Consider the following 19,088-nt stretch of genomic DNA (forward strand, 5'->3'; position numbering starts at 1 on the left):
TTATTTGGTGAACTATTCATATATTAACAGAATCACTCTGTCACACCAGAGCGCTGATTACCAGAAGTAACTGTTAGATTAATTAGCGGGTTAGTGTGTGTTTTTTTATATAAGCTGACGGGTAACCCATTAGCTTAACTTGTTCTAATTTTTCTTGAGTCAGAGCATAGTCATGAAATGGCCCTAGCATCAGACGGTAGTTATCGTCATTTGGCTGCAAGAACGTTGCTACAGCTAGCTTTTCGCCTAGATCTTTGGCTAACTTCTCGGTCCTATCTTCATGTGGAGAGGTGGCGACCTGAATAATAAATTGCGGCAAAGCGGCCTTTTTATTCGCGTCGGTTGGCATCGCCACGGTGATGACTTCTATCTCAACATTTGCGGTGCCAGCTCTCAAGACGTCGAGCTTGTAAGCTGCCGCATAACTAAGGTCAATGATTCGGCCTTCGTGGAATGGACCTCGGTCATTGATACGAACAATCGTCGTTTTATTGTTATCGGTATTCGTCACTTTTACATAGCTCGGAATCGGCAATGTTTTGTGTGCTGCAGACATCGAATACATGTCGTAGATCTCGCCATTTGAGGTTAAATGGCCATGAAATTTCTTACCGTACCAAGATGCTTTTCCTTTCTCGGTAAAACCTTCGGTCTTCTTTACGATCTTGTAGTCTTCGCCACGCAAAGTGTAATTAGTGTTACCACCTAAGCTGTAAGGTTCATACTGCGGGTGAGCGTCTTCTAGGTGCTCCACCGAGATAGGTGCATCCGGTGCAATATCTGAATCAATATCGTAGCGGCCTGTTGGTTGCTTTGAAGAACAACCATTGATTAAAATCGCTAGCCCTAAGATAGAGACTATTTTTTTGATTGGCAGCTCATCAACCAAGGATGCTTTTTTTGGAAACGTTGTAATAGACATCGATTAGGTCGCCTTTGAGAATGCTTTTCTGTGTGTATGGATCGACATTAAAATACCAAATCCAGCCATGAGGGTAACCATCGAGGTGCCGCCGTAACTGACTAGCGGAAGAGGGACCCCAACTACAGGTAGAATGCCACTTACCATGCCAATGTTTACAAAGATATAAACGAAGAAGCTCAGTACAATACTGCCGCCCATCATTCGACCAAATGCCGTTTGAGCTTGGCTCGCGAGCACTAAACCCCGTCCAATAATGAATAGGTAGATAGCAAGCAAGAACAAAATACCAATCATGCCCCATTCTTCGGCAATTACCGCAAAAATGAAGTCAGTGTGGCGCTCTGGAATGAATTCTAATTGAGATTGAGTACCTTGTAGCCAACCTTTTCCTGATACACCACCAGAACCTATCGCAATCTTACTTTGAATGATGTGGTAGCCCGCACCTAATGGATCTGATTCAGGATCAAAAAGGGTTCTTACTCGTACTTTTTGATATTCACGCATCAAGAAGAACCATAATATTGGGATAAATGCCCCTAACGCTATGGCGGCACTAGCAATGATTTTCCAACTTATACCAGCCAAGAATATTACGAAGATACCGGATGCGGCGATAAGAATGGATGTACCCAAGTCGGGTTGCTTAGCGATTAAAATGGTAGGTACAAACACCATCACTAGCGAGATCGCTAATGTTTGAAAGGTTGGCGGCAGTGATCGCTTACCGATAAATCGAGCCAGCATCAAAGGTACCGCAAGCTTTAATAGTTCAGAGGGTTGGAATCGAACAAAACCGAAATTTAACCAACGTTGGGCACCCTTAGATGCTTCACCAAAGAACAACACGCCCAAGAGTAAGATGACACCACCTGCAAATAACAGCGGGGCCAAGGTTTCATAGGTACGAGGCGAAAGTTGCGCTAGGAAGATCATGACACCTAAAGACAGCACCATACGCATTGCTTGGCGATCCATCATCGCAAGGCTTTGTCCGCTGGCGCTGTACATGATCAATAAGGCAAAGCCCATCAACACCAGAATACCGAGCAGTAATGGAAGATCGATATGGAGCCTTTCAAACAAGGCTCTATTTCGTCCAGTAGAAGGATCAAGTTTCATTATTTTGTTGCCTTACTTTCATCTTCTTCAGCGAGAATAATATGGTCTAATATTTTTCTAACGACAGGGCCGCCATTTGATGAGCCACCACCTGCGTTTTCTAATACGATAGTCACAACAGCTTCTGGATCTTCAAAAGGAGCATAACCAGTAAAGAGTGCATGATCGCGTAAATGCTCTGCGATTTCGTCCGCGTTGTATTCTTCGTCTTCTTTGAGACCGAATACTTGCGCAGTTCCTGATTTACCAGCGGTTTGGTAAGACATCTTTTGGAATGAACGTCTTGCAGTACCTTTCTTACCGTGGTTTACCAGTCTCATGCCTTCTTGCGCGATATCCCAGTATTTCTGCTTAACACCAGTGATTGGAGGATAAGTTTCGATCTCTGATACCGTTTGGTCATCGAATGGCTGACCATTATCGATCGTCGCACGTAATAGGTGAGGCGCTGTTACTTCACCTTCGTTGACCAATACAGACGTGGCTTTTGCGATTTGCATCGGTGTTGCCGTCCAATAGCCTTGTCCGATACCAACAGGGATGGTGTCACCTTGGTACCAAGGCACACGGTGTCTTGCCATTTTCCATTCGCGAGTTGGCATGTTGGCTTTACTTTCTTCGTAAATATCAATGCCTGTATAGTCACCAAAGCCGAATAGCATCATCCATTGAGACAAACGGTCGATACCTAGATCAAAGGAGATTTGGTAGAAGAAGGTATCAACTGATTCTTCAATCGCTTTCTCTATATCAACAACACCGTGTCCCCAACGTAACCAGTCGCGAAACGGCTTGGTTTTAGAGTTAGGTATTTTCCAATAGCCTGGATCATTACGCGTTGTATTTGGTGTAATCACACCTTCTTGTAGAGCAGCAACGGCGATAAACGGTTTGATCGTTGAAGCTGGTGGATAAATACCTAATGTGGCACGGTTAACCAAAGGTCGATCTTTATTTTGTAGTAGGGCGTTATAACCTTTAGAGGAGATACCATGCACAAATGCATTCGGGTCGTAGCTTGGGCTAGACACCATCGCTAACACGCCATTGTCTTTCGGGTCGAGAACGACGGCAGAGCCACGGCGTCCATCGAGCAGTTTGTGCACATATAGTTGAAGATTGATATCTAAGTTAAGTACGATATCTTTCCCTGGAACCGAAGGGACAAATTTTAGTGTGCGAATCACTCGTCCACGGCTGTTTACTTCAACTTCTTGATAACCCGCGGTGCCGTGCAGCATGTCTTCGTAGTAGCGCTCAATACCAAGTTTACCTATGTCACGTGTTGCTTTGTAATTGGCGTCTTTTTCTTCTCGTACTAAGCGCTGTATATCGCGATCGTTGATACGGGATACATAGCCAATAACGTGAGTCAGTACATCACCATACGGATAAAAACGTTTTAATGTGCCTGTTACCTCAACACCCGGAAATTTATGCTGGTTTACAGAGAATACTGCAACTTGCTCTTCGCTGAGCTGATTCAGAATAGGCACTGACTTGAAGCGTCGTGAATTGCGTCGATCACGATTAAAACGCTCGATACGTTCAGGTGGAATCTCGATTAACGTTTGTAGACGGACGAGCGTGTCATCCATATCTTTGATTTTTTCGGGCGTAATTTCTAGGTTGAAAACAGGGCGGTTTTCGGCAAGAAGTACACCGTTGCGATCGTAAATCAAACCACGGTTAGGCGCGATGGGAACGACCTTGATACGATTGTCGTTAGAGCGGGTTTTATAGTCTTGATATTGGTTGACCTGAATGTTGTACAGGTTAACAACCAACATCGACATCATGACTATGATCCCCGCAAACGCAACAAAAGCACGACTAGTAAATAGTCGTGCTTCTGCTTTGTAATCACGGATTTGGCTACGTTTACGTAACATTAACGCTTATTCTCGATGATAAGGGTGGTTAGCAGTGATGCTCCAAGCTCTATACAAGCTTTCAGCCATGATAACGCGTACTAATGGGTGAGGGAGAGTAAGCGCCGATAGAGACCAGCTTTGGTCTGCAGCCGCTTTACACGCAGGTGCTAATCCTTCAGGCCCGCCAATAAGGATAGAAACGTCGCGTCCATCCAACTTCCAACTTTCCAATTGTTCTGCCAGTTGTGGGGTATCCCACTTTTTACCTGGGATATCAAGCGTGACAATGCGGTTGCCTTTTGGCACTGCTGCCAACATTGCTTCGCCTTCTTTTTGAAGAATACGTGCAATATCCGCATTTTTACCACGTTTCCCCGCAGTGATCTCAATGAGTTCTAATGGCATATCATGAGGGAAGCGGCGTTTATATTCTTTAAAGCCTTCTTCGACCCACTTTGGCATTTTTGTACCAACTGCGATTAACTGGATCTTCAACGCTTAGCCCCAAAGTTTTTCTAGTTGGTACAGCTCACGATGTTCTTCTTGCATAACATGAAGCATGCTTGTTCCCATATCTAGAACAACCCATTCACCTTCTTGCTGGCCGTCCATGCCTAGTGGTTGCATACCAGCTTTACGCACTTCATCGGCAACATGTTGTGCGATAGAGGCAACATGGCGCTTAGAGGTGCCAGTACAAACAATCATGTAATCAGTAACACTTGATTTGCCTTCTACATCGATAGTCACAATCGACTCTGCTTTCATGTCGTCGGCTTTGTCTGCAAGAAAATCTTTTAGTTCTTCACGTAACACGGGGTGTTCCTTTAATCTGAATTTAGCTTTTTAGGATCTGTTGACCCTAGAATATACCACGCTTTTATGCGTGAAATGGGATTGAAGCTGAAGGGATACAAAACTCTACGCTTAACTGATGAATTAGTGGCCAAGGCGACTGTTCATATTGAGTTTTTGTCATCAATTCGGCTTGAGTCAGCAACGCAAACAACGAATGTAATTGAGAAATCGAAACTCTTGTTAGCGCAGCGTTATAAAGAGGCTTTTTAGATTGCCAGATACGGTGTTTTTCGAATACTTGGCCGATCGGCATCTGTTTCATTTGTTGCTGCATTTGTAATAGCAAGGCAAGTTCACGTTGTATGCTACGCAGTAAAATGACTGGCTCTACACCTTCAGCTTCCAGTTGTCTTAGAATTCGTTGTGCACGATTACCTTTTCCAGCCAGTAACGCGTCACTCCAATGGAATGGAGTAAAGTGGTTGTGGCGGCTTAGTGATTCTTCTAAGCGTACTAGGGTAAGTTTTCCGTCAGGGTACTGGAGCGCTAGCTTTTCTAGGCTTTGAGTGAGAGCAAATAGGTTACCCTCGTGCCACTGTGCCAGCATTTGAATCGCTTCAGGGTCTGGAGATAAGCCGATTTGACGGCAGCGCGCTTGGACAAACTGAGGCAATCTGCTGACATCTGGCGTTAGGCAACTGATCCAGTGACCCTGATTAGACAGTGCTTTAAACCATTTAGCACTTTCTTGAGCCTTGGTTAGCTTCGTACCAATCAAGACCAACAGAATATCGCTGTGGATATGCTCTGAGATTGCCAGTAGCTCTTTGGCTATCGCAGCATTGACTCCGGACTCTGGCAGTTCAAGTTCGATGATTTGACGGCTAGAGAACAGGCTTAATGCTTGAGTACAGTCATAGACTTGATTCCAGTCGAGACTGTTATCAATAGCAAAGCGGTGACGTTCATCAAAGCCTTGCTGTTTTGCAACCTTTTGAATCGCTTCTCGACTCTCTTGTAACAGCAGAGGCTCGTTACCGAAAATGAGGTAAACATTACTTAGCTGTTTAGCAAGTTGCTCTGATAAGCGGTCAGCAAAAATGCGCATCAAATAAACCTATTGTTCAGCCGATTCGACGGGCTCTGCCGTTTCCGTAGAGCTTGGATCTATTTCGACGTTCTTGATGTTGTATTGTTTCTCAAGCTCTTTCACTTGAACATGTTCTAGCGTATCCAGATCCATGCTATCAGCTGCGATGTTCGCTTTTAGTCGAGCCATCTGACGAAGAATTTGGCTTGTTGCAAGCTTACGCATTTCATCTTCAATCATGTCGCGCTCAACCGATTTCGCGAGTGCAGTTAACGGGTTGTCTAGGTAGCTACGGGTTACGCTAGTCGAGAATGTTTTTGAGCCGAGTTCAGGAATCGTGACGCGGTATGAAGCACGGAAAGTAAGCTCTTTTTCGGCTGCGCGAGTATTCTGGTAAAGAGACAGGGTACGTTCACCTACGCCCTCACTAATTATGTGCAGGTTAGGTGTGTTCTCAGCGGGTGGCACAATTTCTACATCATTCATACGTAGCTGACCTTTCATCATACGTGTAAACGTGCTGTATTGGTCGTAACTGGTCACAGAAATCTTGTTGAGTTCTTCTGGTACAGAATAGTCACCACGCAGGTGGAAACCACAGGCACTCAGTAGGCTAACGGTTAAAACAACAACAGTAACTTTCAATGAAGATAGTGAAATCAGGCGCATTATTTGATGGCTCTCATGAAGGTAGAATACTTATTTAAAGGCTTTAGAGCTTTCGAATCGTAGGGCTCTCGGTCTAAAGCACTTAAATAAGTAGACAGGACAATGTTGCACCCTGTCTAAAGACTGCTTTTGATGAATTAAGTTCGTTAATTCTTTAGCAATTGTACTGTGCTAAAGAAATTAGTTAGCAACGATGTTTAGAAGCTTGCCTGGTACGAAGATAACTTTACGGATAGTTAAGCCATCTAGGAATTTCTTAGCGTTCTCATCGTTTAGACCAAGCTCACGAACTTGCTCTTCTGTTGCATCAGCAGCAACGGTTAGTTTCGCACGTAGCTTACCGTTGATCATGACAACGATAGTTTTCTCGTCTTCAACTAGCGCTTTCTCGTCAAACGTTGGCCATGTTGCTGAGTCTACGTTTGATTCACCAAGAGCAATCCACATTTCGTAAGAGATGTGTGGAGTCATTGGGTAAAGCATGCGAACTACTGCTTTTAGCGCTTCATCAAGGATTGCACGATCTTGTACAGATTCTTGAGGTGCTTTCGCTAGCTTGTTCATCAGTTCCATGATTGCAGCGATGGCTGTGTTGAACGTTTGGCGACGGCCGATATCGTCCGTTACTTTCGCGATAGTCTTGTGGATATCACGACGAAGTGCTTTCTGGTCACCAGATAGCGCAGAAGCGTCAACAGCTTCAGCTGCACCCTTAGCAGAGTGAGCGTGAACCAGTTTCCAAACACGCTTAAGGAAGCGATTTGCGCCTTCAACGCCAGACTCTTGCCACTCAAGCGTCATGTCTGCAGGCGATGCAAACATCATGAATAGACGTACTGTATCAGCGCCGTACTTGTCTACCATCTCTTGTGGGTCGATACCGTTGTTCTTCGACTTAGACATTTTGATCATGCCTGAGTGTTCAACGTCGCGGCCTTGGTTGTCGACAGCTTTTTCAATGCGACCTTTCGCGTCACGGTCGATAGTCACGTCAGTTGGAGCAATCCACTCTTTCGTGCCTTTCTCGTTCGTGTGATAGAACGCGTCAGCCAGAACCATGCCTTGACATAGAAGCTGCTTGAACGGTTCATCAGATGTCACGTAACCCGCATCGCGAAGAAGCTTGTGGAAGAAACGAGAGTAAAGCAGGTGCATACAAGCGTGCTCGATACCACCAACGTATTGGTCAACTGGCAACCAGTAGTTTGCTTTCTCTGGATCTAGAATGTCATCAGCTTGTGGTGAACAGTAACGTGCGTAGTACCATGAAGACTCCATGAACGTATCGAACGTGTCAGTCTCACGTAGAGCTGGCTCGCCGTTGAATGTTGTTTCAGCCCAAGACTTATCTGCCTTGATTGGGCTAGTTACGCCATCCATTACCACGTCTTCTGGAAGAATGACTGGCAGCTGGTCCGCTGGTACTGGGTGAACTTCACCGTCTTCAGTGGTTACCATTGGGATTGGAGCACCCCAGTAACGCTGACGAGATACACCCCAGTCACGCAGACGGAAGTTTACAGTCTTCTTACCTTTGCCTTCAGCTTCAAGTTTCGCAGCGATTGCATCGAATGCTTCTTGGAACGCAAGACCATCGAATTCGCCAGAATCGAACAGTACACCTTTCTCAGTGTAAGCCGCTTCAGACACATCTAGCTCAGAACCGTCTTCAGGTTTGATTACTGGGATGATATCGATGCCGTACTTAGTTGCGAATTCGTAGTCACGTTGATCGTGAGCAGGAACCGCCATTACAGCACCTGTGCCGTAATCCATAAGAACGAAGTTAGCTACGTAAACAGGAACAACGCGACCGTTAAGAGGGTGGATAGCTGTTAGGCCAGTATCCATACCTTTCTTTTCCATCGTTGCAAGTTCAGCTTCAGCCACTTTGGTGTTACGACATTCTTCAACGAATGCTGCAAGCTCAGGGTTGTTCTGTGATGCTTTCTCTGCAAGAGGGTGACCTGCAGCGATACCAACGTAAGAAACACCCATTAGTGTGTCTGGACGTGTTGTGTACACTTCTAGCGGCGCTTCTTCACCGTTAACAGCGAAAGATAGTTCAACACCTTCAGAGCGACCGATCCAGTTGCGCTGCATGGTCTTAACCATTTCAGGCCAACCTTCAAGGTTGTCTAGATCGTCTAGCAGCTCTTGAGCGTACTCAGTGATCTTAATGAACCATTGTGGGATCTTCTTTTGTTCTACTGGAGTGTCACAACGCCAGCAGCAACCGTCTTCTACTTGCTCGTTCGCTAGTACAGTTTGGTCGTTTGGACACCAGTTAACAGAAGAGGTCTTCTTGTAAACTAGGCCTTGTTCGTAAAGCTTCGTGAAGAACTCTTGTTCCCAACGGTAGTACTCAGGCGTACACGTTGCGAATTCACGTTTCCAGTCGTAACCAAAGCCTAAAAGTTTAAGCTGGTTTTTCATGTATTCGATGTTTTCGTAAGTCCACGGAGCAGGCGCTGTGTTGTTTTTTACAGCTGCGTTTTCTGCAGGTAGGCCGAATGCATCCCAACCGATTGGCTGCATTACGTTTTTGCCTTGTAGACGTTGGAAACGAGATACCACATCACCGATGGTGTAGTTACGCACGTGACCCATGTGCAGTCGGCCACTTGGGTACGGGAACATAGAAAGACAGTAGAATTTTTCTTTATTTGGGTCTTCACTTACAACGAAAGTCTCGCTGTCATCCCAGTGTTGTTGAACCTTTTGTTCAATCTCTTGCGGGTTATATTGTTCTTGCATCGATGGTATCCGGTTATCTTGGAATTTGTGAGTTCGGTTAGAACAGAATCTTACAGATCGTCATAGAATACCTAAAGGAGCTTAGTACAACAATAGTTATACCCTTCATACTTGCAGTTGCTGCACGGTTGATTGCGTAAATTCAACCAAATTACTTAGGACAGCTATACTTAAGGGTATGAATTGCATTTGTTTGTTAGGAACTGGTCGCTTAACTACGGCCCCGTTCACTAAGATAAAGCTTGGTCATCTTAAGGAGGTCGTTATGCCGAAGAAAAAAGCACTCTATGAAGAAGTCGTCGAAGAGGTGATAGAAACGCTGAAGCATAGTCCTGAAGAGCTTAACAACAAAATCGAAACGTCAGGTAAGTATGCGAAAGCAGCCAATGACATGACCAAAGATGAGCTCTCATTAATCTCGGCCTATGTGAAGTCGGACTTAAAAGAGTTTTCCGAAAGTTATGAAGAGAGTAAAGGTGGTCCATTTTATTTGATGATCACAGACTCTATTTGGCAAGGATTGTTGGATATCACTGATCGCACTAAGGTGGAATGGGTTGAATTGTTCCAAGACTTAGAACATCAAGGGTTGTATCAAGCGGATGAGGTTATCGGGCTCGGGACGCTTGTCTGTGATGAGTGTGGACATCAAACCGAATACAACCACCCGACCAATATCATTCCATGTATCAAGTGTGGGGCGACAGGGTTTAGCCGTAAAGCACTTAAGCCGTAAACACGATAGCCATAGCACCATCAACTTTACACCGCAGTAATAAAAAAGGGTTGACCCAATCAGCCAACCCTCAAATCACTTTCTTCGAATCTCGAATCTCGAATCTCGAATCTCGAATCTAGCTCTTTGGCTTTCTAATTACCCAGCCAATCACCAAGCTGAGCATTGCCCAGATATACAGTGGCCAAGTACCAACTGCGTGAAAAGGCGTTTGCCCATCAGTTGAAATGAGATCAGCTTTTAATACGGCCGTTTCAAACTGAGGTATTTGCTTGATGATGTTGCCTTTGTAATCGGTTACTGCCGTCACACCATTGTTGGTCGAGCGAATAACGGGCTTACCAAGCTCTAGAGCACGCATCTGTGCGATTTCCATATGTTGCAGTGGGCCAATCGAACGACCAAACCACGCATCGTTAGAGAGGGTTAAAATAAAGTCCGTCTCATCAGTCACGCTTTGTCTAACTTGATCATTAAAGACGATCTCATAACACAACGCAGGCGCTAAGTGACGGCCATTTGCCACGATGTTTGGTTGAACAAAATCGCCACGGCTAAATGATGACATCGGCAAGTTGAAGAACGGTGCCAATGGGCGCAAGATATCTTCAAACGGCACAAACTCACCAAATGGCAATAGGTGATGTTTATGGTAGCGTTCGTCTGGATCGTAGCTGTATTCACCGTATGGATTGACACCTAGAGAAAGAACGCTGTTGTAGTACTTCTTATCTTCAGACTGATTGAGTACGCCAGTGATGATTGAGCTGTTGTTCATCTTCGCTGCGCTATCTAAGTTACGTAAGAAAGATGGAATCTCAACTTCGAATGCTGGAATAGCGGCTTCAGGCCAAATGATGATATCGGCATCCCAGTTTTCTCTACTTAGATCTGTGTACTTCATCATCGTAGGCCAGCGGTGGCTTGGTAGCCATTTACTGTCTTGATCTACATTGCCTTGAATCAATACCACTGAGGTTGTTTTTTCAGAGTTCGGTGTCACCCAATCGATATTTCGAATGCCAAAACCTGCACTGAATACGATCGCAGGGATGATGCCAACACTCCATGCTTTGTTGATAACCATATAAGCGAGTGCAGATGCAGAGACAATGACTGCCAGAGTAATTAACTCGACACCGCCAATCGGTGCAAACGAGCCTAGTGGAGAATCGATTTGGCTGTAGCCAAGCCAAAGCCAAGGAAAGCCCGTCATTACCCAACCACGCAGCCAATCACTGATTAACCACAATGCAGGAGCCGCGAGGAAAAAGCGACTTAGGTTATTAGCAGGGAAGTACTTGTTTAAGCTCCAGGTAAATAGGCCTGAATAAACCGCTAGGTAGCCAATGAGCAATGCCATCAAAAACAGGTTGGCTGCCAGTGGCATGCCGCCAAAATGATCGATGCTGACGTATACCCAGCTGATACCTGTTGCGAATTGGCCTAAACCCCATCCGTAGCCAATCCAAAGCGCACTTTTAGGAGAACGGTTGTGGATCAGTAACAGCAACAAAGCTGGGCTGATAATAGCAAGAGACCATATTGAATATGGAGCGAATGAAAGGGTTGTTATAGCGCCAACAAAAACGGCCGCAAGCGGCCGTAATAGGCGATGAATAAAGGTCTTAGTCATCTAATTTCTGTCATCTCTTTAGAGAGAAGTTGTTATTCTTCGATAGTCGGAAGAGGCTGCTCGTCAGGGATGGTTACCTGTAGCTGAATCACACGACGGTTATCTGCGGATGTTATTTTGAAATGGTAGTTTCCGATTTCTACAATTTCGCCACGCACAGGCAGATGACCGAGTGCTGTCATTACCATACCACCCACAGTATCAACTTCATCATCACTAAAGGAAGTGTTAAACGTATCGTTGAACTCTTCAATGGTGGTTAAAGCTTTAACCGAATAGGTATGCTTACTCAGCTTACGAATATCTAGCTCTTCTTCATCGTCGAACTCGTCTTCAATTTCACCAACGATTTCTTCGAGGATATCTTCAATGGTTACCAGGCCAGAAACACCGCCAAACTCATCGACAACGATAGACATGTGGTAACGCTCTTCTTGGAACTCCTTGAGCAGGCGATCAACTCGCTTACTTTCAGGAACAACCACGACAGGGCGAATCACTTGTTCGATATCAAATGGGGCACTTTCTGAACCCAAATACTTAAGTAGGTCCTTCGCTAATAGAATGCCTTCAACATGGTCTTTATCTTCACTGATCACTGGGTAGCGAGAGTGTTGAGCATCAGTAATAAGCGCAATCAATGTATCTAAATCATCGGTGCGTTCAACTGTAACCATTTGAGAGCGAGGCAGCATGATATCGCGTACTCGCATCTCTGAAATTTCCATAACACCCTCGAGCATGTCGCGCGTGTCGTGGTCAATTAGGTCATTAATTTCTGAGTCGCGGATTACATCTACGAGCTCTTGGCGATCTTTTACTTCACCTTGAAATAGTTGGCCTAGGCGTTCAAAGAAGGACTTTCTACTCGGACCTTCAGATTTTTTACTTCCCTCAGAAGTGGGGGGGTTACCTTCGTTCATGATTTCTCAAAAAATAACGCTATCAGAAGTGTGATAGCACACGTTACAACTCAGATTCCTGCGAAAATCACAGGTTCGATGAGTTATTGTTTCTCTGCAACCTACTTTACTAGAATCAATTTACTTTTCTAGAATATACGGGTCTTCAAACCCCATAGTTTGCATGATTTCTGTCTCGAGTGACTCCATCTCTTCAGCTTCATCATCTTCGATATGATCATAACCTAGCAGATGCAGACTGCCATGTACAACCATATGAGCCCAGTGTGCTAGCAGAGGCTTATTTTGCTCTTCTGCTTCTTTTTCGACAACTTGGCGGCAGATAATGAGGTCACCCAGTAGATCTAATTCCATTCCTGGTGGTACTTCAAATGGGAAAGACAGTACGTTAGTTGGCTTATCTTTTCCACGATAGTCATGATTGAGCTGGTGGCTCTCTTCTGTATCAACAATACGAACGGTGAGCTCGGCATTCTCTTGAAACTGAGGAATTGTTTTGTCCAACCAAAGCTGAATATCTTGCTCAGTTGGAAGCCCTTGCTCATTTTCGACCGCTATTTGCAGGTCTAGTTCAATAGACATCTATTTATCACCTTGTTCTGTAATTACAGAGCTATTTTGTGTTGCTAATTGTGTCGTAACGGCTTGCTGAGCTTCAAGAAGTTTTGCTTCACGCTCTTCACGTTTGCGCTTTTCAAACTCTTTGCGTTCTTTCTGGTCTTTTGCTTCCCACTTCTCGTACGCATTCACGATACGAGCAACGACAGGGTGGCGAACGACGTCTTCAGACATGAAGAAGTTAAAGCTAATGTCATCCACTTCGTTGAGTACTTCCGTTGCATGACGCAGACCTGACTTAGCTCCACGAGGTAAATCGATTTGCGTAATATCACCTGTGATCACGGCGCGTGAGTTAAAACCGATACGGGTTAAGAACATCTTCATCTGTTCTACCGTGGTGTTTTGGCTCTCATCAAGAATGATAAACGCATCATTTAATGTACGACCACGCATGTAAGCCAATGGCGCAACTTCAATTACGTTACGTTCAATCAACTTCTCAACTCGCTCAAAGCCAAGCATCTCAAATAGTGCATCGTAAAGTGGACGCAAATACGGGTCTACTTTTTGGCTTAAATCACCGGGTAGAAAACCAAGCTTCTCGCCAGCTTCAACAGCAGGGCGAGTCAGCAGAATTCGGCGAACCTCTTGGCGTTCAAGTGCATCGACCGCAGCCGCAACAGCTAAGTATGTTTTACCAGTACCAGCAGGTCCAATACCAAAGGTGATGTCATGAGTAACCATGTTCATTAGGTATTGAGCTTGATTCGGTGTGCGTGGTTTGATGACGCCTTTTTTAGTCTTAATGGTCACTTCTTTGCCGTAGTCGATTTCAGACTCGACCTGTTGCTCCAAAATACCAGACTCAGTGACCGCCAGATGCACTTGCTCTGGTTCGATATCGATTATGTTGCCTTTAACTGGAACCGTTTCAACATAGAGGTGTTTGATGATGTCTAAAGCTGCGGCAGTTGTGTGAGGCTTACCGACAATGGTGAAAAAGTTGCTACGGTAATTAATCTCTACACCAAGGCGACGCTCAAGGTGCTTGATGTTGTCGTCGAATGGTCCGCATAAACTTGCCAAGCGCTTGTTGTCTGCTGGCTCTAGATTTATCTCTAAGGTAACGATTTTATTGCTCAAATTAGCCTCTCATTTTGTGCCACTCACTCTTAAATAAAAAAAAGAGCAAGAAGCCCGATTTAGACCGGGCTTCTGGATGGTGATATCCCTATTTCTAAGATGGTCACTTAGTTAGGTAATTTCAAGCTTTGTGTTTGCGCTTTGTGCTCAAACAGTTGTATTGGCTATGGCGTAAATGTTGCTACACCTAGCTCGTCTTCACGTTTTGTTTTTTCCATCATTTCTGCTGGAGTCATTACAACGCGTAGACCCATGTCTTTTTCTGTGCGAACTAGCTCACCACGTAGTGAGTTGGTGTAAACCTCAGTGATCTTCACATCTACGAACTGTCCGATAAGATCAGCAGAACCTTCGAAGTTCACAACACGGCTGTTTTCAGTACGGCCACGCAGTTCCATTAGATTCTTTCTTGATGGACCTTCAACAAGGATACGCTGCTCTGTACCTAGCATTAGGCGAGAGAAACGCATAGCTTGTGTGTTGACTGTCTGTTGCAGCTCCCACAGGCGATCTTTCTTCTCTTGTGCTGGTACATCACATGGGTAATCTGCGGCAGGTGTACCTGGACGAGGAGAGAAAACAAAGCTGAAGCTCATATCGAAATCAACTTCTTTAATTAGCTTCATTGTATCTTGGAAGTCTTGCTTAGATTCACCAGGGAAACCAACAATAAAGTCTGAGCTGATTTGAATATCAGGACGAGCTTTACGCAGTTTGCGGATAATAGACTTGTACTCGATTGCCGTATGCGGGCGTTTCATCATCGTAAGAATACGGTCACTACCACTTTGTACAGGCAAGTGTAAGAAGCTCACTAGCTCTGGCGTATCTTTGTAAACTTCAATGATGTCATCACCAAATTCAAGCGGGTGGCTTGTAGTGAAACGAATACGGTCGATACCATCGATAGACGCAACTAGGCGAAGTAGTTCTGCAAATGTGCAGATGTCGCCTTCGTAAGTAGGGCCACGGAATGCGTTTACGTTTTGGCCTAGTAGGTTTACTTCGCGTACGCCTTGCTCTGCCAGTTGTGCAACTTCGTAGAGTACATCATCCATTGGACGGCTAACTTCTTCACCACGAGTATATGGCACAACACAGTAAGTACAGTACTTAGAGCAACCTTCCATGATAGAAACGTAGGCTGTTGCGCCGTCTGCTTTAGGTTCCGGCAAGTTATCGAACTTTTCGATCTCAGGGAATGAGATATCCATTACTGGCTTTTCGTTAGACAGTGATGACTTAATCATCTCTGGCAGACGGTGTAATGTTTGTGGGCCAAAGATAACGTCTACGTATGGTGCTCGTTGACGAATGTGGTCACCTTCCTGAGTTGCTACACAGCCACCCACACCGATCACCACACCTTCTTTTTTATCTTTAAGCGTTTTCCAACGACCAAGCTGGTGGAATACTTTTTCTTGCGCTTTTTCGCGGATAGAACAAGTATTCAATAGTAGTACGTCTGCTTCCTCAGGTACTTCAGTTAGCTCATAGCCATTTGCAGCGTTAAGCAGGTCGGCCATTTTTGATGAATCGTATTCATTCATCTGACAGCCCCAAGTTTTAATTAGCAGTTTCTTACTCATTATATGTTCGCTCGATCGTTAGTTTAATTTAAGGGAGCAAATCGCCCATTATTCATCCGCCAGCATTGTTTGTCATAATTAGGTATTCAATTTTATGACTGGCTCTAGCGGCAAGCGGCGTATTGTACTGGTTTCAAAACCGACTGACTAGTAGTCTGAACAAATCTCTTATGTAGTGGTTTTTATTATTGTTAACGCCATATACCATAAGGGATAACCCTTTTTTCGAATAAGGTTTTTGGTTACAAGTTAGTTATGAAAAAGTACAATCATAAACAGTCAAAGAATCAAACTGATAAGTACAAAATATGAACAGTTACGATATTGTGGTAGTCGGTGGCGGCATGGTTGGCGCAGCAACAGCGGTCGGCTTTGCAAAGCAAGGGCTGAGTGTTGCGGTGATCGAAGGTTTTGCCCCACAAGCTTTTGATGAGTCACAAGCGATGGATATTCGTGTGTCTGCGATTTCTCAAGCATCGGTCGATTTACTTGAAGATCTTGGTGCGTGGCAAAATATCGCAGCGATGCGCGTGTGTTCTTACAAGCGTTTAGAAACGTGGGAGCATCCAGAGTGTCGTACTCGATTTGATGCTGCATCACTGGATCTGCCCCGTCTAGGCTATATCGTTGAGAATAGGCTCATTCAACTAGGATTATGGTCTCAATTTGATGCCTACGACAATCTCGAACTGTTATGCCCAGAAAAGCTGGATGAGATTGAGTTTGGTGAAACCAATATCGTTAAGCTTCAATCTGGAGCTGAGTTATCAGCGAAGTGGGTGATTGGTGCTGATGGCGCGAATTCAGCCGTTCGTCAGCAAGCTGGGATTGGTATTACCGCTTGGGATTACCGACAGCACTGCATGCTTATCAATGTAGAAACAGAACTTCCCCAGCAAGATATTACTTGGCAGCAATTCCTACCAAGTGGTCCTCGTTCATTTTTGCCATTATGTTCTCTAACCTCGGACGGTCAAGAAGTCGGGCAGGGATCGTTGGTCTGGTATGACTCCCCATCTCGCATTAAGCAATTATCATCGATGACCCCTGAAAAGTTACGAAATGAAGTACTCGCTAACTTTCCTAAAGAGCTAGGTGATATCAAGGTATTGAATTCTGGATCTTTTCCTCTGACACGACGTCATGCTCAATCATACTCGAAGAATAATTGCATTTTAGTCGGTGATTCAGCGCATACGATTAACCCTTTAGCAGGGCAGGGCGTCAACTTGGGCTTTAAAGATGTTTCAGTACTATTGGATGTCACCAATGAAAAAGGCGAATTGAATCAATCTGTAGCAAGACGCTATGAAGTGATGAGAAGAAGTGACAACTTAGTGATGCAGAGTGGAATGGACTTCTTCTATAAAACCTTCAGTAATGACATTGGCCCTCTAAAGTTTGTCCGCAATGCTGCACTAAAATTAGCGGAAAGCTCAGGGCCGATTAAAGCTCAAGTATTGAAATATGCCTTGGGCCTTTAAAACGGCTAGATCAGGTTATTTATATAGAGAAGGAGAGCCGATGCTCTCCTTTTTTGTTTTTGCTGTAATGCTTATTGTTGCTGAGTGACACAAACTGGTGCATCAAGGTCTAACGAGTACCCTGTATAAACCAAAGACCCATCCTCATGATCTCGCTTGAATGAGGTGATGTTGTTGGAGTGCTGGTTGGCGGCGATAAGCCATTTCCCATCGTCAGTTATATGGAAGTCTCTTGGGAATTTACCTTCAGTGTCGTAGCTATCAATGAAAGTCAGCTTTTGAGTCTCAGAATCGACTTTGAAGCTGCTGATTCTTGATTGGTGTCGACATGACACATAAAGGAATTGCTCATCAGGGGATAGCTTAATCGCAGCTGCGGCTTCTCCCTTCTCCATATTAGGTAAGGCATCAACCTCATCCACTATATTCCAAATACCTAAAGACTTTTCCAAAATCAATATCGTTTCAGAGAGCTCACAGATTACATAGGCTGTATCTTCAGCTTTGTTGAAGATTAGGTGACGAGGTCCATTTCCTACAGGCGCTTTAATAGACTGCATTGGCTCATCAAGGAACTCTTCTTGCTCTTCGTCAAAGCAATAGAAGTTGATTCGATCGGTGCCGAGATCGACAGTCACAAACTGTGGTGAGTTTTGTAAGAACAAACATTGATGGGCGTGTGGGCTAGTTTGTCTCTCTTTGTTCGGCCCTGAGCCAACCATCTTGATTGTTTTGAGTCGTTTATCGATGTTGCCATTGATACTTAAGCTAAAGATATCAAATGTACCTGACGAGTATTGGGAAGTGATAGCAAATTTATTGTGTGGATCTATCGCAACGTGGCAGGGGTGATCTCCCGAGATTAGGCCTGTATTGGACGCGATTTGTGAATCAACATTAGGTATATGAATGAGTTTCGGTAGTTTCTTTTGCTCAACCTCAGATGCTGTATAGATTCCAGACTTTGTCGCGGTGATAAAAGAGGGGTTATGACATTCGGCAATAAGCTCTAGAGGTAATAGTTTTCCTGTTTCTAGATCTAACTGAGTTTGATAGACACCTTGGCTTTTACTTGGCGTATCCGTGTAGCAACCGATCGTTAATGGGAGGGTTTTCATAGGCAGTCATACTCAATTAGAAAGTGGAGCAGACATTGTCTTATAAAATCGTATTAAAAGTGAGGTTATAGGAGAGAATACTTGGTGACTTGGCTAGCAGAATTGCATATTCCAGATAAAACAAAACCCAGCTAAAAAGCTGGGGTTTATTCAATGATGGTGCGGTCGGAGAGACTTGAACTCTCACACCTCTCGGCGCCAGAACCTAAATCTGGTGCGTCTACCAATTCCGCCACGACCGCAGCAAATCTTTATAGTTATATCGACATTGGTGATTCGATGTAACGTTGTGCTCTTAGTTTGCTATTTAGCTTAAAAACAAGCCAAGTAAAAACAAAGAGTTTAAATAGTGGCTGGGCTACCTGGATTCGAACCAGGGAATGCTGGCATCAAAAGCCAGTGCCTTACCGCTTGGCGATAGCCCAACAGGATATCAATTAAGATATCTAAATAATGGTGCGGTCGGAGAGACTTGAACTCTCACACCTCTCGGCGCCAGAACCTAAATCTGGTGCGTCTACCAATTCCGCCACGACCGCAGCAAAGCTTTTACTCTAGCGAAGAGTATAGTTAAGAAGACTTATGGTTTGTCTAAGTAACGTTGTAATGGCTGGGCTACCTGGATTCGAACCAGGGAATGCTGGCATCAAAAGCCAGTGCCTT

16 protein-coding genes and 3 tRNA genes are annotated in these 19,088 nt (G+C 44.6%); 2 read left to right on the top strand and 17 right to left on the bottom strand.

Translation table 11 applies throughout. The features are described 5' to 3' along the window. Window positions 1–82: 82 nt before the first annotated feature. The 8 genes from AACR09_RS00760 to leuS all read right to left on the bottom strand — a co-directional run bounded on the left by AACR09_RS00760 (window position 83) and on the right by leuS (window position 9,235). On the bottom strand, window positions 83–922 hold the full coding sequence (locus AACR09_RS00760) for a septal ring lytic transglycosylase RlpA family protein (RefSeq protein WP_193835887.1): 840 nt from the start codon (window positions 920–922) through the stop codon (window positions 83–85). Window positions 923–925: 3 nt separating this feature from the next. After that, window positions 926–2,047, bottom strand: coding sequence for a rod shape-determining protein RodA (gene rodA, locus AACR09_RS00765; RefSeq protein ID WP_004735244.1), 1,122 nt, complete (start codon window positions 2,045–2,047; stop codon window positions 926–928). Next, window positions 2,047–3,939: a penicillin-binding protein 2 gene (gene mrdA, locus AACR09_RS00770; RefSeq protein ID WP_193835888.1), complete on the bottom strand. Its 1,893-nt coding sequence runs from the start codon at window positions 3,937–3,939 to the stop codon at window positions 2,047–2,049. The genes rodA and mrdA overlap by 1 nt, the downstream gene beginning before the upstream one ends. Before the next feature lie 6 nt (window positions 3,940–3,945). Next, a complete protein-coding gene (rlmH, locus tag AACR09_RS00775; protein ID WP_004735246.1) occupies window positions 3,946–4,416 on the bottom strand; it encodes a 23S rRNA (pseudouridine(1915)-N(3))-methyltransferase RlmH in 471 nt (156 codons plus the stop codon). Between the two features lie 3 nt (window positions 4,417–4,419). Then, window positions 4,420–4,737 (bottom strand): ribosome silencing factor, encoded by a 318-nt coding sequence (gene rsfS / locus AACR09_RS00780; RefSeq protein ID WP_004735247.1) that lies wholly within the window; start codon window positions 4,735–4,737, stop codon window positions 4,420–4,422. A gap of 64 nt (window positions 4,738–4,801) precedes the next feature. Beyond that, a complete protein-coding gene (gene holA / locus AACR09_RS00785) occupies window positions 4,802–5,827 on the bottom strand; it encodes a DNA polymerase III subunit delta (protein WP_054548033.1) in 1,026 nt (341 codons plus the stop codon). Between the two features lie 9 nt (window positions 5,828–5,836). Next, the gene (locus AACR09_RS00790; protein WP_193835889.1) at window positions 5,837–6,478 is read right to left on the bottom strand and encodes an LPS-assembly lipoprotein LptE; all 642 of its coding nucleotides are present in this window, start codon (window positions 6,476–6,478) and stop codon (window positions 5,837–5,839) included. Window positions 6,479–6,658: 180 nt separating this feature from the next. Further along, window positions 6,659–9,235, bottom strand: coding sequence for a leucine--tRNA ligase (leuS, locus tag AACR09_RS00795; protein ID WP_004735250.1), 2,577 nt, complete (start codon window positions 9,233–9,235; stop codon window positions 6,659–6,661). Between the two features lie 265 nt (window positions 9,236–9,500). Between leuS and AACR09_RS00800 the strand changes: the two genes are divergently transcribed. Continuing rightward, window positions 9,501–9,971: a zinc ribbon-containing protein gene (locus AACR09_RS00800; protein WP_004735251.1), complete on the top strand. Its 471-nt coding sequence runs from the start codon at window positions 9,501–9,503 to the stop codon at window positions 9,969–9,971. Window positions 9,972–10,089: 118 nt separating this feature from the next. Here the strand turns inward: AACR09_RS00800 and lnt are convergent, their stop codons facing one another. From lnt to miaB, 5 genes are all read right to left on the bottom strand, one after another. Continuing rightward, window positions 10,090–11,607 carry an apolipoprotein N-acyltransferase gene (lnt, locus tag AACR09_RS00805; RefSeq protein ID WP_193835890.1) on the bottom strand — a complete coding sequence of 506 codons (1,518 nt, stop codon included), beginning with the start codon at window positions 11,605–11,607 and terminating at the stop codon, window positions 10,090–10,092. A gap of 32 nt (window positions 11,608–11,639) precedes the next feature. Next, a complete protein-coding gene (gene corC / locus AACR09_RS00810) occupies window positions 11,640–12,530 on the bottom strand; it encodes a CNNM family magnesium/cobalt transport protein CorC (protein ID WP_004735253.1) in 891 nt (296 codons plus the stop codon). 120 nt (window positions 12,531–12,650) lie between these two features. Continuing rightward, window positions 12,651–13,112: an rRNA maturation RNase YbeY gene (ybeY, locus tag AACR09_RS00815; RefSeq protein ID WP_004735254.1), complete on the bottom strand. Its 462-nt coding sequence runs from the start codon at window positions 13,110–13,112 to the stop codon at window positions 12,651–12,653. Further along, window positions 13,113–14,234, bottom strand: a complete 1,122-nt coding sequence (locus AACR09_RS00820) for a PhoH family protein (protein WP_193835891.1) — start codon at window positions 14,232–14,234, stop codon at window positions 13,113–13,115. 164 nt (window positions 14,235–14,398) lie between these two features. Further along, a complete protein-coding gene (gene miaB / locus AACR09_RS00825; protein WP_004735256.1) occupies window positions 14,399–15,823 on the bottom strand; it encodes a tRNA (N6-isopentenyl adenosine(37)-C2)-methylthiotransferase MiaB in 1,425 nt (474 codons plus the stop codon). A 308-nt stretch (window positions 15,824–16,131) separates the two neighbouring features. Between miaB and AACR09_RS00830 the strand changes: the two genes are divergently transcribed. Further along, window positions 16,132–17,307, top strand: a complete 1,176-nt coding sequence (locus AACR09_RS00830) for a 2-octaprenyl-3-methyl-6-methoxy-1,4-benzoquinol hydroxylase (protein ID WP_102497394.1) — start codon at window positions 16,132–16,134, stop codon at window positions 17,305–17,307. A gap of 71 nt (window positions 17,308–17,378) precedes the next feature. On the opposite strand, the gene AACR09_RS00835 is transcribed toward AACR09_RS00830, so the two are convergent. The 4 genes from AACR09_RS00835 to AACR09_RS00850 all read right to left on the bottom strand — a co-directional run bounded on the left by AACR09_RS00835 (window position 17,379) and on the right by AACR09_RS00850 (window position 18,964). Next, window positions 17,379–18,425, bottom strand: coding sequence for a lactonase family protein (locus AACR09_RS00835; RefSeq protein ID WP_193835892.1), 1,047 nt, complete (start codon window positions 18,423–18,425; stop codon window positions 17,379–17,381). Window positions 18,426–18,582: 157 nt separating this feature from the next. Further along, a tRNA-Leu gene (locus AACR09_RS00840) sits at window positions 18,583–18,667 on the bottom strand. Between the two features lie 108 nt (window positions 18,668–18,775). Next, a tRNA-Gln gene (locus AACR09_RS00845) sits at window positions 18,776–18,850 on the bottom strand. 29 nt (window positions 18,851–18,879) lie between these two features. Continuing rightward, window positions 18,880–18,964: transfer RNA gene (locus AACR09_RS00850), tRNA-Leu, on the bottom strand. Window positions 18,965–19,088 lie beyond the last annotated feature (124 nt).

The sequence above is a fragment of the Vibrio sp. OPT20 genome (assembly GCF_963889365.1).
Classification (GTDB): Bacteria; Pseudomonadota; Gammaproteobacteria; order Enterobacterales; family Vibrionaceae; genus Vibrio; species Vibrio splendidus.